The sequence below is a fragment of the Micromonospora sagamiensis genome, assembly GCF_014680085.1.
GTDB lineage: Bacteria > Actinomycetota > Actinomycetes > Mycobacteriales > Micromonosporaceae > Micromonospora > Micromonospora inyonensis.
In genome coordinates this window covers 821,439-836,003 of the sequence record NZ_AP023438.1, presented here as the reverse complement: position 1 = coordinate 836,003, position 14,565 = coordinate 821,439, and the positions used below count along the sequence as shown (strand labels likewise).

Annotated in this window: 14 protein-coding genes; 8 read left to right on the top strand and 6 right to left on the bottom strand. The window is 74.4% G+C overall.

What is annotated here, in order from left to right:
- Nucleotides 1-45: 45 nt before the first annotated feature.
- Together IGA62_RS03250 and IGA62_RS03245 are read right to left on the bottom strand one after the other, a co-directional pair.
- Nucleotides 46-996 carry a terpene synthase family protein gene (locus IGA62_RS03250; RefSeq protein WP_145816316.1) on the bottom strand — a complete coding sequence of 317 codons (951 nt, stop codon included), beginning with the start codon at nt 994-996 and terminating at the stop codon, nt 46-48.
- Between the two features lie 149 nt (nt 997-1,145).
- The gene (locus IGA62_RS03245; RefSeq protein WP_145816318.1) at nt 1,146-1,775 is read right to left on the bottom strand and encodes a TIGR03085 family metal-binding protein; all 630 of its coding nucleotides are present in this window, start codon (nt 1,773-1,775) and stop codon (nt 1,146-1,148) included.
- 152 nt (nt 1,776-1,927) lie between these two features.
- Between IGA62_RS03245 and IGA62_RS03240 the strand changes: the two genes are divergently transcribed.
- From IGA62_RS03240 to IGA62_RS03230, 3 genes are all read left to right on the top strand, one after another.
- Nucleotides 1,928-3,814 carry an ABC transporter ATP-binding protein gene (locus IGA62_RS03240; RefSeq protein ID WP_145816320.1) on the top strand — a complete coding sequence of 629 codons (1,887 nt, stop codon included), beginning with the start codon at nt 1,928-1,930 and terminating at the stop codon, nt 3,812-3,814.
- A gap of 196 nt (nt 3,815-4,010) precedes the next feature.
- Nucleotides 4,011-5,789, top strand: coding sequence for an ABC transporter ATP-binding protein (locus IGA62_RS03235; protein ID WP_145821834.1), 1,779 nt, complete (start codon nt 4,011-4,013; stop codon nt 5,787-5,789).
- A gap of 95 nt (nt 5,790-5,884) precedes the next feature.
- The gene (locus IGA62_RS03230) at nt 5,885-6,628 is read left to right on the top strand and encodes a DUF2470 domain-containing protein (RefSeq protein ID WP_145816322.1); all 744 of its coding nucleotides are present in this window, start codon (nt 5,885-5,887) and stop codon (nt 6,626-6,628) included.
- A 4-nt stretch (nt 6,629-6,632) separates the two neighbouring features.
- Here IGA62_RS03230 and IGA62_RS03225 read toward each other — a convergent pair whose 3' ends face one another.
- The 3 genes from IGA62_RS03225 to IGA62_RS03215 form a co-directional block, all read right to left on the bottom strand.
- Complete coding sequence (locus IGA62_RS03225) at nt 6,633-7,241, bottom strand: TetR/AcrR family transcriptional regulator (RefSeq protein ID WP_145816324.1); 609 nt, start codon at nt 7,239-7,241, stop codon at nt 6,633-6,635.
- Nucleotides 7,242-7,319: 78 nt separating this feature from the next.
- Nucleotides 7,320-8,075: an ABC transporter permease gene (locus IGA62_RS03220; protein ID WP_145816326.1), complete on the bottom strand. Its 756-nt coding sequence runs from the start codon at nt 8,073-8,075 to the stop codon at nt 7,320-7,322.
- Nucleotides 8,072-8,806, bottom strand: a complete 735-nt coding sequence (locus tag IGA62_RS03215) for an ABC transporter ATP-binding protein (protein WP_145816329.1) — start codon at nt 8,804-8,806, stop codon at nt 8,072-8,074. Before IGA62_RS03215 ends, IGA62_RS03220 begins: the two co-directional genes overlap by 4 nt.
- A gap of 227 nt (nt 8,807-9,033) precedes the next feature.
- On the opposite strand from IGA62_RS03215, the gene hisI reads away from it, so the two are divergent.
- Genes hisI through IGA62_RS03200 form a run of 3 tightly spaced genes read left to right on the top strand, consistent with a single transcriptional unit; the run spans nt 9,034 to nt 11,709 of the window.
- Nucleotides 9,034-9,516: a phosphoribosyl-AMP cyclohydrolase gene (gene hisI / locus IGA62_RS03210; protein WP_145816331.1), complete on the top strand. Its 483-nt coding sequence runs from the start codon at nt 9,034-9,036 to the stop codon at nt 9,514-9,516.
- Nucleotides 9,513-11,066, top strand: coding sequence for an anthranilate synthase component I (locus IGA62_RS03205; protein ID WP_145816333.1), 1,554 nt, complete (start codon nt 9,513-9,515; stop codon nt 11,064-11,066). The genes hisI and IGA62_RS03205 overlap by 4 nt, the downstream gene beginning before the upstream one ends.
- A 55-nt stretch (nt 11,067-11,121) precedes the next feature.
- On the top strand, nt 11,122-11,709 hold the full coding sequence (locus tag IGA62_RS03200) for a Trp biosynthesis-associated membrane protein (protein ID WP_145816335.1): 588 nt from the start codon (nt 11,122-11,124) through the stop codon (nt 11,707-11,709).
- Here IGA62_RS03200 and IGA62_RS03195 read toward each other — a convergent pair.
- Entirely contained in the window at nt 11,702-11,965 is a 264-nt protein-coding gene (locus tag IGA62_RS03195; RefSeq protein WP_145816337.1) for a hypothetical protein, read from the bottom strand. The two genes, IGA62_RS03200 and IGA62_RS03195, sit on opposite strands and share 8 nt — an antisense overlap.
- 508 nt (nt 11,966-12,473) lie before the next feature.
- Between IGA62_RS03195 and trpC the strand changes: the two genes are divergently transcribed.
- Nucleotides 12,474-13,277, top strand: a complete 804-nt coding sequence (trpC, locus tag IGA62_RS03190) for an indole-3-glycerol phosphate synthase TrpC (protein ID WP_186500214.1) — start codon at nt 12,474-12,476, stop codon at nt 13,275-13,277.
- Between the two features lie 51 nt (nt 13,278-13,328).
- On the top strand, nt 13,329-14,564 hold the full coding sequence (gene trpB, locus IGA62_RS03185) for a tryptophan synthase subunit beta (protein WP_145816341.1): 1,236 nt from the start codon (nt 13,329-13,331) through the stop codon (nt 14,562-14,564).
- Nucleotide 14,565: the final 1 nt, after the last annotated feature.

Sequence of the window (14,565 nt, the reverse complement as noted above, 5' to 3'; positions counted from 1 at the left end):
GTCATCGGCTAGCCCCGGTCCTCCGGGGCCCCGTGTCCCGGGTCGTCAGGCGTACCGGGAGGCGGCGAGTGACCAGTCCCAGGTGGCCCGGATCCAACCCCGGCGGGCCGCCACGAACCGGTGGGTGGCCGGGTCGGCCGTGCGCAGCAGCGCCGTCTCCCGCTCGGTGTACGCCGCCAGCGCCCGGTTGAACAGCTCCGCCGCGGCCAGCAGGGCGGCCTGCTCGGCGTGCTGCTCCTCCCCGGCGATGGCGGCGACCAGGTTGTGCCCGTCGCCGGTCAACCGGTACTCCTTGCCGTAGGAGAAGACGTCGTTGCACCAGCAGACCAGGTCCGCGGCGAGGGTCTCCAGGGCGGCCAGCGCCGGGTCGGTCCGCTCGTCCGGCGGCGGTCCGTCGTACGCCAGGTCGGTGAGGGTGAAGCTCGGGTGGACCGCGCCGGTGTGCCGGCGCATCTGCACGTACTCGGCGACGCCGGGCACCCGCCGGTGCTCCCGGTTGGCCGCCTCCCACAGCAGCGCCAGGAGGTACTCCCGCAGCTGCCCGGTGAAGGCGAGCAGCACCGCCGGACGGGCGCGCGCGCGGACCCGTCGGCACAGGTCGTGCAGCGCGACCCCGCGCGGGCCGGTGGTGCCGAGCAGCGCTGGGGGCGCCGGGTCACCGCGCAGGTCGAGGACGTCGAGCAGGCCGGCCACGGTGGGGGCCAACCGGGTCGGTGTGTCGCCCAGCCCGTCCTCGTCGCAGGCGTCGTCCACCGCGAAGAGCCAGGTGATCAGATCGGTCAGCAGGCGGAGCCGGGCCACCGGTGCCTCCGGGCAGGCCCGCCCGGCCAGGTCGGCGGCGGCGGCCCCGGCGAGCCGTCGTCGGCTCTCGGCGGACCCGGTCAGGCCCAGCCGGTCGGCCCAGTCGGCGCTCTCCCGGGCGACCTCGGCGACCGCCGGGTGACACCGGCCCGGGAACGGCGGTTCCCGTAGCGTAGAAAGCGCGAAACTCCGCATGCCACCCCCTGCCACACCGTCCCGGGCGGGGCGGACCGACAAATCCGTGCGGGGGCAAGATATCGGACTTGTTCTTTCCGTTCGCCCCCGCCCCGGTCCGGGACGGTCGCGCCCCTGCCCGGCGGCCCGGTGGCCGGCCGCGGGGTCGGTCAGAGGCCCAGCTTGGCGGTACGCAGCCGGTCGGCGGTCGCCGCCGGCCCGTCCAGTTGCACCCGGGCCGCGCGCTGGCGTCCGGAGAGGAAGAGGGTCAGTTCACCGGGGGCGCCGACCAGCCGGAGCGCCTCGCCGCCGCGCCCGCAGCGCACCTCCCCGTGCCCCGGGGCCTGGACGAGCAGGCTCGCCGGGAACCGGCGCAGCGCGAACCGGGCCATCGGGGCGACCCGCTTCCACAGCGCGGCGTGCAGCCCGACCGGCAGGTCGCGCGGCTGCCAGCCGGGGCCGGCCCGCCGGACGTCCTCGTGGTGGATGAAGAACTCCATGGTGTTGACCAACTCGTCGGTCAGCGGGTTGCTCAGCGGGCTCCACGCCGGCGGCTGGCGCACCTGCGCCACCAGTTCGGCCCAGGGGCGTGCCGCGATCCGCAGCCGCACCCGCTCGGCGTACCCGCGCAGCGGTGGCAGCAGGATCCCGCCCGCCGCGTCCGGCCGGCGCTCGCGGACCACCAGGTGGGCGGCGAGGTCCCGGGCCACCCAGCCCTCGTTCAGGGTCGGCGCGTCGGGGCCGAGGGCCAGCATGAGGTCGGCGAGCGCCTGGCGCTCCGATCGGGCGTACCGCGACATTCCCCGATGGTAGGCCGCGCCCCGCCGGACCACCCGACGTGGCGCGGCGCACTCTTGCCACACCGGACAATTCCGAACCCGGGTCGGCGTGCGGGACGCCGACCGGTAAGGATGAGGGAGATAATTGCGGCTTACGGCGGGGGAAGTAGAGCGTGTCGAGCAGGACGAGTACGGCCGTGCTCATCCGGGGCCTCCGGGTCCTCGGGCGGGCCGTCCGGGAACAACCACGGATCTTCACGATCGCGGTCGGCGGCAGCTTGCTCTTCGGCGCGATGGTGATCGGCAGCGCGTACGTGATCGGCGCGGTGGTGGGCGACGTGGTGGTGCCCTCCATCACCCGGGGCTCGGTGGAGACCGGCGTGCTGGCGCTGGCCGCCGCCGCCCTTCTCGGGATCAGTGTGCTGCGGGTGATCGGCATCTTCGGGCGGCGTCTCGGCGCCGGCTACATGCAGTACCGCCTCCAGGCGGCCTACCGCCGCCGGGTGACCCGACGCTATCTGGAGCTGCCGCTGGCCTGGCACCAGCGGCACGCCACCGGCACCCTGCTCTCCAACGCCAACTCCGACGTGGAGGCCGCCTGGTACCCGATCGCGCCGCTGCCCTTCGCGGTCGGGACGCTGGTGATGGTGGTCGGGGCGGTCGTCACGCTCTTCCTCACCGACTGGGCGTTCGCCCTGGTCGGGGTGGCCGTCTTCCCCGCCCTGTTCGCGCTCAACGTGGTCTACTCCCGGCGGATGGCCCCCCGGCAGGCCCGCGCCCAGCAGTTGCGCGCCGAGGTCAGCGGCATCGCCCACGAGAGCTTCGACGGCGCGCTGGTGGTCAAGACGATGGGCCGGGAGGCGCAGGAGACCCGCCGGTTCGCCGCCCGCGCGGGTGAGCTGCGCGACGCGCTGATCGCCGTCGGCCGGCTGCGCGGTCTGTTCGACCCGCTGCTGGAGACCCTGCCCAGCATCGGCACCCTGGCGGTGCTGGTGGTCGGGGCGGTCCGGTTGCGTCAGGACGCCATCACCGTCGCCGAGCTGGTCAGCGTCGCGTTCCTGTTCACCGTGCTGGCCGTACCGGTGCGGGCCATCGGCTGGGTCCTCGCCGAGTTGCCGCGCAGCGTGGCCGGGTGGGACCGGGTGCAGCAGGTGCTCCGCGCCACCGGCGAGATGGCCTACGGGGACCGGGTCCTCGACCCGGCCGGCGGCGGGCCGGCCACGCTCGCCTTCACCGACGTCTCCTTCCGGTACGAGCCGGCCGAGGCGCACCTGCCCGGCGCCGAGGTGCTCGGCGGGGTCACCTTCACCGTGCCCGCCGGGCGCACCGTCGCCCTGGTCGGCCCGACCGGGGCCGGCAAGTCCACCATCACCGCCCTGGCGGTACGCCTGGTCGACCCGGACGCGGGCACCGTCACCCTGGACGGGGTCGACCTGCGGGAGCTGACCGCCGCGTCGCTGGCCGGCAACGTCGCGCTGGTCGCCCAGGTGCCGTTCGTCTTCGACGACACGGTGCGCGCCAACATCACCCTGGACCGGCCGGGGATCAGCGACGACGACGTCTGGGCGGCACTGCGGCTGGCCGAGGCGGACGGGTTCGTCGCGGCCCTGCCCGAAGGGCTGGACACCCGGGTCGGCGAGCGGGGCACCTCGCTCTCCGGCGGTCAGCGGCAGCGCCTCACCCTGGCCCGCGCGCTCGCCGGCCGGCCCCGGCTGCTGGTGCTCGACGACGCGACGAGCGCGGTCGACCCCCGGGTCGAGGCGGCGATCCTGGCCGGGCTGCGCTCGTCGGCGACCGACGGAACGGGTCCGGGCACCTCGATCATGGTGGTGGCGTACCGGCGGGCCACCATCGCCCTGGCCGACGAGGTCATCTACGTCGAGCAGGGCCGGGTGGTGGCCCGGGGCACGCACGCCGAGCTGCTCGCCACCGTGCCCGGCTATGTGGACCTGGTCACCGCGTACGAGCAGGCGGAGACCGACCGCGAGCAGGCCCGTACCTACCAGGACCCGGCGGTGGTCCCGGTGACCACCGGCCTCGAAGTGGAGATGGACCGGTGAGCGTGAGGAGTGAGCTTGCGAGCCCCGCAGTCGCGAACAGTGAAGGCCCGGTGAGCGTGAGGAGTGAGCTTGCGAGCCCCGCAGTCGCGAACAGTGAAGGCCCGGTGAGCGTGCGGAGTGAGCTTGCGAGCCCCGCAGTCGCGAACGAGAGGCTGACCCGGTGAGCGCGGTCGTGGTGGAGGAGAAGGTGGAGCCGGTGGGCGGGACGGGCCAGCCGACGGAGCGGGCCGAGACGGCCTGGCGCACGTTGCGCCGCGGCCTGGCCCTCTCCCCGGAGCTGCGGGTCGGCCTGGCCGGCACGCTGGCCCTGGCGCTGGTCTTCATGGTCGGTCGGGCCGCCGTGCCGGTGGCCGTACAGCAGGGCATCGACCGGGGCCTGGTCGACGGGATCGACCTGGGCACCGTCGGGACGGTGGTCGCGCTGACCGCCGCGACGCTGGTGGTGACGACGCTCTGCGGCTACCTGATGATGCGTCGGCTGTTCACGGTCAGCGAGACGGCGTTGGCCAACGTCCGGACCCGGGCGTTCCGGCACGTGCACGACCTGTCGATGCTGCACCAGCAGTCCGAGCGGCGTGGTTCGCTGGTCTCCCGGGTGACCAGCGACGTCGACCAGATCACCCAGTTCCTCCAGTGGGGCGGGGTGATCCTGATGATCAACCTCGGTCAGCTGGTGGTCACCACGATCGTCATGTTCGTCTACTCCTGGCAGCTGACCCTGGTGGTCTTCGCCGCCTTCCTGCCGGCCGTCCTGGTGATCCGGGCCCTCCAGCGCCGCCTCGGCGCCGCGTACGGGGTGGTCCGGCAGCGGCTGGGCGCGCTGCTCGCCACGGTCGCGGAGAGCGTGGTCGGTGCGTCGGTCATCCGGGCGTACGGGATCGCCGGCCGGACCGCCCGGCGGCTGGACGAGGCGATCGACGACCACCGGCGGGCCCAGCAACGGGCCATCCGGTTCAGCATCCTGGGCAGCTCGGTCGGGGAACTGGCGGCCGGTCTCGCCCTGGCCGGGGTGGTCGTGGTCGGGGTGAGCCTCGGCGCGGACCAGACGCTCTCGGTCGGTCAGATCACCGCGTTCCTGTTCCTGGTGACCCTCTTCATCCAGCCGGTGCAGATCGCCACCGAGGTGCTCAACGAGGCGCAGAACGCGATCGCCGGCTGGCGGCGGGTGCTGGACGTGCTGGACCTCACCCCGGACGTGGCCGACCCGGGGGAGCAGGGGCGCCAGCTGCCACCGGGCCCGCTGGACGTCCGGTTCGCGCAGGTGGGCTTCGCGTACCCGGGTGGGCCGCCGGTGCTGCACGACATCGACCTGGAGATCCCGGCGAAGACCCGGGTGGCGGTGGTCGGCGAGACCGGCAGTGGCAAGACCACCTTCGCCAAGCTGCTCACCCGGCTGATGGACCCGACCACGGGCACGGTGCTGCTCTCCGGCGTGCCGCTGGACCAGGTGCGCTTCGACTCGCTGCGCTCCCGGGTGGTGATGGTGCCGCAGGACGGCTTCCTCTTCGACGCGACGGTGGGGGAGAACGTCCGCTTCGCCCGGCCGGACCTGAGCGACGAGCAGCTCGTCGCGGCCTTCACCGAGCTGGGGCTCATCGACTGGTTGGAGGGGCTGCCGTCCGGGCTGGACACCCCGGTCGGGGAGCGGGGCGAGGCGCTCAGCGTGGGGGAGCGGCAGCTGGTCGCGCTCGCCCGGGCGTACGTCGCCGACCCGGACCTGCTGGTGCTGGACGAGGCGACCAGCGCGGTGGACCCCGCCACCGAGGTGCGGCTCCAGCGGACCCTGGACGCGGTGACCCGGGGCCGGACCACGCTGGCCATCGCCCACCGGCTCTCCACGGCGCAGGCGGCCGACGAGGTGATCGTGGTGGACCGGGGCCGGGTGGTGCAGCGCGGCCCGCACGACGAGCTGATCCGGGAACCGGAGTCGGTGTACGGGCTGCTCTACGCCTCCTGGCTGGAGCAGACGCGGTGACCCGGCGGCGGTCGGTGGCGGATCGGCTGGACGCCCGTGTCCGGGTGCTCTAACCTTCCAGGTTAGGTTAGCCTAACCTACGGAAAGGGGCGATCATGCGACCGAGCAGCGCCGAGACGGTCCGGACCCTGGTCGCCGGCAGCCTCCCCGGGCTGGTGCACCTGGCGCACCGTCCGGGGCCGTACCAGGTCCGGCACGTCACCGACCCCGACGGTCGGGTGCTGATGCTCGTGCCGGTGGTCAGCGACCTGGCCGCCGCGCTGCGCCCCACCGGCGACGTCGCCGTGGTGCTCGACGTGCTGGACCTGCCCCCGGCGGCGGGCGCGCCGTCGCTGGGCCGGGCCTGGGTCTCCGGCTGGGCGGCGCTGCTTCGCGGGGCGGACGTCCGGGACGCCGCAGTGGACTTCGCCGCCGTGGAGCCGACCGGTGACCTGCTCGACGTCGGCACCCGGTTCCGGCTGTACCGGTTCGAGGTGGCCGAGGCCCGCCTGGACGTCGCCGGGGAGGTGCGACGCGTCCCGCGCGACGAGTACGCCGCCGCCGACCCGGACCCCCTGCACCCGGTGGAGGGCGCGCTCCTGGCCGACTTCGCCGAGCACCACGGCGACCAGATCGCCGCCTACCTGCGACGGCAGCTCGGCCGGCTCGGCGAGCGGGCCGGCGCGCCGCCCCGGATCGTCCGCGTCGACCGGTACGGCCTGGTGGTGTCCCTCGGCGGGCCCGGCGCCCGGCAGCGGGCCCGACTGGCGTTCCCCCGGCCGGTCGCCGACCACGCCGACCTGGCCCGGCTGCTGCACCCGGTGCTCTGCCGACGTCAGGCGTCGCCCCGTCCGGCCTGACGGGTCAGTCGGGGAAGACCCCGTCCAGTGGCCCGGTCAGGTAGCGCTGGACGCCGGGACCGATCGCGGTGACCAGGGTCTCCGACGGCGTGGAGGCCAGCGGTTCCAGCCGGATGACGTACCGCATCAGCACCAGCCCACCCATCTGGGTGGCGGCCAGGGAGCCGCGCAGCGGCAGTTCGGCCGGGTCGGCGTCGAGGTGCTGGAGCACCCGGCGCAGCACCTGGGTGACCAGGAACTCCCGTAGCAGCCGGGCGGTCCAGTCGGTGGTCACCGCCGAACGCAACAGCGCGACCCCGGCCATGCCGGCCGGTGAGTCCCAGACCGCGAGGAAGGCCCGGACCAACCGTTCGCCGATCCGTTCCGGATCGCCGTCGAGCACGCCGGGCAGCAACCGCGCGGGGTCGATCGGGGCGTTCATCGCGGCCAGGAAGAGCTTGTCCTTGCTACCGAAGTAGTGGTGGACCAGGGCCGGGTCCACTCCGGCCGCGCCGGCGATCGCCCGGATCGACGCCGCGTCGAAACCCCGGGCGGCGAACGCCGTGCGGGCCGCCGCGAGGATCGCCTCCCGGGTGTCCGGGTTGCCCGGTCGTCGTCCGGTCCGTCCGCTCATCGCCGCCTCTCGCTCGTCACCCCGCCCGCCGGCCGGTGTGGGGTCCGTCGCCGGCGGGCGGACCGTGTCCGGACCTCGTCAACCGCTGCGCCGGCGCAGCGTGGCCGCGGCGAGCACCAGGGCCAGCAGCGCCGCCCCGGCCAGCACCGCGAGGTCCCGCCACATCGTGGCGGTGGGCTCGGCGTGCGCGCCGACCTCCCGCAACGCCTCGACCGCGTACGACAGGGGGAACACGTCGCTGACCGCCTGGAGCCAGCCCACCATCTGCTCCCGCGCGACGAAGAGCCCGCAGAGCAGGAGTTGGGGGAAGACCACGACCGGAAGGAACTGTACGGCCTGGAACTCGGTACGGGCGAAGGCGCTGCACAGCAGCCCCAGCGCCATGCCGAGCAGGGCGGTCACCACGGCGATCACGATCACCAGCGGGGCGCTGCCCGCGGTCTCCAGGTCGAGCAGCCCGTACGCCACCACGGCGACCACCGTCGCCTGCACCGCGGCGGCCAACCCGAACGCCAGCCCGTAGCCGAGGAGCAGGTCGAGCTTGCCCAGCGGGGTGGTGAGCAGCCGTTCCAGCGTCCCCGTGGTGCGCTCGCGCAGCATCGCGATGCTGGTCAGCAGGAACATGATGGTGAAGGGGAAGACGCCCAGCATGACCAGGGCGACCCGGTCGAAGGTGGAGGGTTGCCCGGGTGGGGTGGGCTGCTCGGAGAACATGAAGTAGAGCAGCACGAGCAGCAGGCTCGGCACCACGAGCAGCAGGGCGATCGTCCGGGGGTCGTGGCGGAGCTGACGCAGCACCCGCCCGGCGGTGGCCGCCACGATGCGCGGGTTCACGACTCCTCCCGTCCGGCGCGCGCCTCGGTCGCCCGGATCAGGCGCAGGAAGGCCTCGTCCAGGTCCGTCACGCCGGCCGCGGCGCGTACCCCGTCGGGGGTGTCGTCGGCGAGCAGCCGGCCCTGCCGGATCAGCAGCAGCCGGTCACAGCGGGCGGCTTCGTCCATCACGTGACTGGAGACCAGCAGGGTGGTGCCGGCGGCGGCCAGCTCGTGGAACCGGGCCCAGAGGTCGGCCCGGAGCACCGGGTCCTGCCCGACGGTCGGCTCGTCGAGCACCACCAGCTCCGGCTGGCCGACCAGGACGCAGGCCAGCGAGACTCGACTGCGCTGCCCGCCGGAGAGCGCGCTGGCCAGTTGCCCGGCCGCCTCGGTGAGCCCGACCTCGGCCACCGCGCGGTCGGCGTCGGCCCGGCCGCGCCCGTGCACCGCGGCGAAGTACCGGACGTTCTCCCGGACCGTCAGGTCGGCGTAGACGCTCGGTGCCTGGGTGAGGTACCCGACCTGCCGCCGCAGGGCCGCCGTCCCGGCCGGTCGGCCGAGCACGGTCACCGTGCCGGAGCTGACCGTCTGCACCCCGACCACCGCGCGCATCAGCGTGGTCTTGCCGCTGCCGCTCGGGCCGAGCAGCCCGGTCACCGTGCCGCGTGGTACGGCGCAGCTCACGCCCTCCAGGACCCGGCGCCCGCCCCGGTCGACCACCAGGCCGTCCAGGGTGATCGCGTTGTCCATCCCGCCTCCCCTCAATTCATCACCCGTTGAACTCAACGGTAGATGACTTCTCGGCCATACACAACGGACCCCTCCTGCCACGCCGCCACCGACCGGTTCCGATCAGCCGTCCCCCGGTCGCCGGCCCGCCGTGTCGCCCCGCGGCGTCCCCGGGACCTCGACGGGCTGGTCCCTGGAACCGGGACGGGCTGGGGGCGTCCGCGCCGCGTGCGGGACAATGGGTGACTGTGCCCGTACCTGACGCGCCGGTGACCGGCGTCCCCGCCAGCCCGCACCACCCCGCCCCCACCGGGCCGGTCCGCCCGTCCCGGCTCGACCCGGCCATCGCCGCCCGGCTCCGCCGGGGTCCCGACGGCCTGGTCGCCGCTGTGGTCCGTCAGCACGACTCCGGTGAGGTGCTGATGGTCGCCTGGATGGACGACGAGGCGTTGCACCGCACGTTGACCACCGGTCGGGCCACCTACTGGTCGCGCAGTCGCCAGGAGTACTGGGTCAAGGGCGCCACCTCCGGCCACCACCAGTACGTCCGCTCGGTGGCCCTGGACTGCGACGGCGACGCGCTGCTCGTCAGCGTCGACCAGGTCGGCCCGGCCTGCCACACCGGCCGGCGCAGCTGCTTCTCCGCGGAGCTGCCGGTCGTGACCGGCCGCCCCGGTGAGCCGCCGGTCGGGGACCTGCCGGTCACCGAGGGCGCGGTGGGTGCGCCATGACCGACGGCGTGGTGAGCCCCGACCTGGCCACCTTCACCGACCTGGCGGCCCGCTGGCGGGTCGTCCCGGTCATCCGGCGGCTGCTGGCCGACGGCGAGACCCCGGTCGGGGTCTACCGCAAGCTCGCCGGTGGCCCGGGCACCTTCCTGCTGGAGTCCGCCGAGCAGGGCGTCGGGTCGGCCGGGCTGGCCTGGTCCCGCTACAGCTTCATCGGCGTGCGCAGCAGCGCCACCCTGGTCGAGCGGCACGGCCAGGCCACCTGGCTCGGGCAGCCCCCCGCCGGCCTGCCCACCGGGGGCGACCCGGCCCGGGTGCTGCGCGACACGGTGACCGCGCTGGCCGGACCGGCGTTCGACCCGACCAGCGGCATGCCCCCGCTGACGGGCGGCATGGTCGGTTACCTCGGGTACGACCTGATCCGTCGCCTGGAACGGCTGCCCACGCTCAGCGAGGACGACCTCGGTGTGCCCGAGCTGGGCATGATGCTCGCCACCGACCTGGTCGTCCTGGACCACTACGAGGGCTCGGCGATCCTGATCGCCAACGCGGTCCTGCCCCCGCCGGACGAGCCGGACCGGGCGGCCGAGGTGACCGCCGCCTACCACCACGCGATCGGTCGCCTCGACGCGATGACCTCGGCGCTCTCCCGGCCGAACCCACCGATGATCTCCACGGTCGACCGGCCGCCGGTCGGCGCGGTGACCTGCCGGACGGCCGAGGGGAGCTACCCGAAGGCGGTCGAGGCGGCCAAGGAGGCCATCCGGGCCGGGGAGTGCTTCCAGATCGTGCTGGCGCAGCGCTTCGAGCGGCGCACCCACGCCGACCCGCTGGACGTCTACCGGGTGCTGCGCACCACCAACCCCAGCCCGTACATGTACCTGCTCCGCTTCGACGGCTTCGACATCGTCGGTTCCTCGCCGGAGGCGCACCTGAAGGTCACCGGCAGCGACGACGGGCAGCGCCGGGCGCTGCTGCACCCGATCGCCGGCACCCGGCCCCGGGGCGTCGACCCGGAGCACGACGCCCGGCTCGCCACCGAGCTGCTGGCCGACCCGAAGGAGCGGGCCGAGCACGTCATGCTGGTCGACCTGGGCCGCAACGACCTGGGCCGGGTGTGCCGGCCGGGCTCGGTCGAGGTGCCCGAGTTCGCCACCATCGAGCGGTACAGCCACGTCATGCACATCGTCTCGACCGTGGTCGGCACCCTCCGTCCGGACGCCACCGCGTTCGACGCCCTCGCCGCGACCTTCCCCGCCGGCACCCTCTCCGGTGCGCCGAAGGTCCGGGCGATGGAGATCATCGAGGAGTTGGAGCCGGTCCGCCGGGGCCTCTACGGCGGCACGGTCGGTTACTTCGGCTTCGGCGGGGACCTGGACATGGCGATCGCGATCCGGACCGCCCTGATCCGGGACGGCTGGGCGTACGTCCAGGCCGGCGCGGGGGTGGTGGCCGATTCTGATCCCGCCGCCGAGGACCGGGAGACCCGGGCCAAGGCCGCCGCGGTGCTCGCCGCCATCGCCGCCGCCGAGACCCTCCGGCCGGCCCGGTGAGCGCGAGGAGTGCAGCGCAGCGGAGCCCCGCAGTCGCGAACGGAAGGTGGGCCCGATGAGCGGTACGCCGCCGTCGCCGGCCGGGCGGCGCGAGATGACGTACGCGGTGCTGCTCTGCCTGGCCGGAGCGGGACTGGCGGTCTGGGCGGCGACCCGGACCTGGGCGGTCGAGGTGACCCCCCGGCCGGTGCCGCTCCCGGCGCTGCGGGAGGAGCGGTCCGGGGCCGCCCTGCTGCCCTGGCTGCCCGCGCTGGCGGTGGTCGCGCTGGCCGGCGCGGGGGCGGTGCTCGCCACCCGGGGCGGGCTGCGTCGCCTGGTCGGCCTGCTGATCCTGGCGCTCGGCGCGGCCGTGGCGGCCGGCGGCGGGTACGCCCTGGCCGCCGGGTTCGCCGGTGACGTCAGTCGACAGTGGCCCGCCCTCTGCCTGCTCGGCGGGCTGCTCGCGGCGGCCGGTGGGGCGTGGACGGCCCGGCGCGGGTCGGCCTGGCCGGCGATGGGTGCCCGCTACGAGCGCCCGGCCCGGGGCGGTGCCACCACCGCCGACGGGCCGGCGGCCCCCGGTGCGGTGGCGCCGACGTGGGGGAGAGGCACCACCGACGCGTGGGACGCGCTGGACCGGGGCGAGGACCCGACGGTCAGCTGACCGGCTGCCGCTCGTCGGTCCGGGCGGCGGCCCGGGCCGCCGCCAGCTCCTCCACCAGGCGGTTCAGTTCGGCGCGGCGGTCGGCGCGGGCCCGGTCCGCGCAGACCGCCTCCCATGCGTTGCCCCGGGCGGTGCGTATCCGCTCCTCGCCGACGACCGCCCGCTCCAGGGTGTGCACCACGCCGACGGCGAGCGAGGCGACCGTCCGGGAGATCGTGGTGAGTCCGATGGTCGATGGAGGCTGGCCAGTACTCATGATCACTCCGCAACGGGATCGTTGGGTCGGTGGGGCGGGCCCGTTTCCGAGTCTGCCCGAAGCTGATGCTGCCGGCTTCACGTTTCGCCGTGATGACCGCCGCATCAACACTCCATCGGAGCGAACGCCGTGGTCAGGGTCGTTCGTCCTTGACCTTCGTCACACCGGACCTGACGGTTCCGCCCGCCGGTCGGGGACGGGACGCCTCGCGCGGACAACGGCCGGCGGTGGTGTCATGATGATGAGGATGATCGATGAGCCGGTGGCGGCGGGCGGTGGGGACGATCGCGGTGGTCGACCCGACCGGTTGCGCTGCGTGTTTTTCCACTCACCGGAAGTCGGTCGTTATGCCCCAGCCCATCTCGTGAAGCGCGCCATACCCCCCCACCTGGGGTTCAGCGCCGCCACCTAGCATCGGCCCATGACACCCGGAGAGGGGAGTCCGTTGGTGACTGCTGAGCATGAGCACGCGGAGGGGGACGAGGCCGGTCCGACGGCGCCCGCCAGCGTGCTCGACGAGATCCTGGCCGGCGTACGTGAGGACGTCGCCCGCCGCCAGGAGCAGATCCCGCTGGAGCGGATCCGCGAACTCGCCGCCGCCGCCCCGCCACCGCTGGACGCGTACGCGGCCCTGCGGCGGCCCGGCGTCGCGGTGATCGCCGAGGTGAAACGGTCCTCGCCGTCGCGTGGGCAACTCGCCGAGATCGCCAACCCCGCCGACCTGGCGGGGGAGTACGCCGCCGGCGGCGCCCGGGCGATCAGCGTGCTCACCGAGGGACGCTGGTTCGGCGGGTCGCTGGACGACCTGGCCGCCGTGCGGGCCGCGGTGAACGTCCCGGTCCTGCGCAAGGACTTCGTGGTCTCCAGCTACCAGGTCCACGAGGCGCGGGCGCACGGCGCCGACCTGGTGCTGCTGATCGTCGCGGCGCTGGAGCAGAACGCCCTGGTCGGGCTCCTGGAGCGGATCGAGTCGCTCGGGATGACCGCGCTGGTCGAGGTGCACGACGAGGAGGAGGCCGACCGGGCCCTGGAGGCCGGTGCCCAGGTGATCGGGGTCAACGCCCGCGACCTGCGCACCCTGGAGGTCGACCGGTCGGTGTTCGAGCGGATCGCGCCGGGCCTGCCCAGCAGCGTGGTCAAGATCGCCGAGTCCGGCGTGCGCGGCCCGCACGACCTCATCCGGTACGCCTCGGCCGGGGCGGACGCCGTCCTGGTCGGCGAGGGCTTGGTCACCCAGAAGAGCCCCCGCGAGGCGGTGTCGGAGCTGGTCAACGCCGGCAACCACCCGGCCACCCCACGTCCGGTGCGCTGAGGCGTACCGGTCCCGCCCGAGCCCGTCAGCACCGAGAGGACCAGACCACCGATGAGCGCCAACGCGCGGCCCGGCGCGGCCGGTCTGCTCCCCGACCCGGCCGGCCACTTCGGCCGGTACGGTGGCCGGTTCGTCCCCGAGGCGCTCGTCGCCGCGCTGGACGAGCTGGACGCGGCGTACCGGCACGCGATGACCGACGAGACCTTCCTCGCCGAGTTCGACGCGTTGCTGCGCGACTACGCCGGCACCCCGTCCCGGCTCTACGCGGCGAACCGGTTCTCCGCCAAGGTCGGCGCGCGGGTGCTGCTCAAGCGGGAGGACCTCAACCACACCGGGGCGCACAAGGTGCGCAACGTGCTCGGTCAGGCGCTGCTCACCCGACGGATGGGCAAGACCCGGGTGATCGCCGAGACCGGCGCCGGGCAGCACGGCGTGGCCACCGCCACCGCCGCCGCCCTGTTCGACCTGGAGTGCGTCGTCTACATGGGTGAGGTCGACACCGAGCGGCAGGCGTTGAACGTCGCCCGGATGCGGATGCTCGGCGCCACCGTCGTCCCGGTCACCAACGGCTCGCGCACCCTCAAGGACGCGATGAACGAGGCGATGCGCGACTGGGTCGCCAACGTCGACGACACCCACTACCTGATCGGTACGGCCGCCGGCCCGCACCCGTTCCCGGCGATGGTCCGGGACTTCGTCCGGGGCATCGGCGAGGAGGCCCGGCAGCAGTGCCTCGACCTCACCGGCGCGCTGCCCGACGCGGTCGCCGCCTGTGTCGGCGGCGGCTCCAACGCCATCGGCGTCTTCCACGCCTTCGTCACCGACCCGGACGTCCGGCTGTACGGCTTCGAGGCCGGCGGCGAGGGCGTCCGGACCGGCCGGCACGCCGCCAGCATCACCGGCGGTTCGTCCGGCGTGCTCCACGGCACCCGGACCTACGTCCTCCAGGACGCCGACGGGCAGACCATCGAGTCGCACTCGATCTCCGCCGGCCTGGACTACCCGGGCGTCGGACCGGAGCACGCCTGGCTGCACGACAGCGGCCGGGCGACGTACGAGCCGGTCACCGACGACGAGGCGATGGCCGCGTTCGAGCTGCTCTGCCGTACCGAGGGGATCATCCCGGCGATCGAGAGCGCGCACGCCCTGGCCGGCGCGATGAAGATCGCCCCCCGGCTCGCGGCCGAGCTGGGCCGGGAGCCGGTCATCGTGGTCAACCTCTCCGGCCGGGGCGACAAGGACGTCCACACCGCCGGCGGGTACTTCGGCATCCTCGACAGGGAGTGAC

Coding starts and splice junctions, on each gene's coding strand:
- IGA62_RS03230 (WP_145816322.1), top strand. CDS start 5,885: ATGCGACCGAGCAGCGCCGAGACGGTCCGGACCCTGGTCGCCGGCAGC.
- IGA62_RS03225 (WP_145816324.1), bottom strand. CDS start 7,241: ATGAGCGGACGGACCGGACGACGACCGGGCAACCCGGACACCCGGGAG.
- trpB (WP_145816341.1), top strand. CDS start 13,329: ATGAGCGCCAACGCGCGGCCCGGCGCGGCCGGTCTGCTCCCCGACCCG.
- IGA62_RS03205 (WP_145816333.1), top strand. CDS start 9,513: ATGACCGACGGCGTGGTGAGCCCCGACCTGGCCACCTTCACCGACCTG.
- IGA62_RS03200 (WP_145816335.1), top strand. CDS start 11,122: ATGAGCGGTACGCCGCCGTCGCCGGCCGGGCGGCGCGAGATGACGTAC.
- IGA62_RS03250 (WP_145816316.1), bottom strand. CDS start 996: ATGCGGAGTTTCGCGCTTTCTACGCTACGGGAACCGCCGTTCCCGGGC.
- IGA62_RS03245 (WP_145816318.1), bottom strand. CDS start 1,775: ATGTCGCGGTACGCCCGATCGGAGCGCCAGGCGCTCGCCGACCTCATG.
- IGA62_RS03195 (WP_145816337.1), bottom strand. CDS start 11,965: ATGAGTACTGGCCAGCCTCCATCGACCATCGGACTCACCACGATCTCC.
- IGA62_RS03215 (WP_145816329.1), bottom strand. CDS start 8,806: ATGGACAACGCGATCACCCTGGACGGCCTGGTGGTCGACCGGGGCGGG.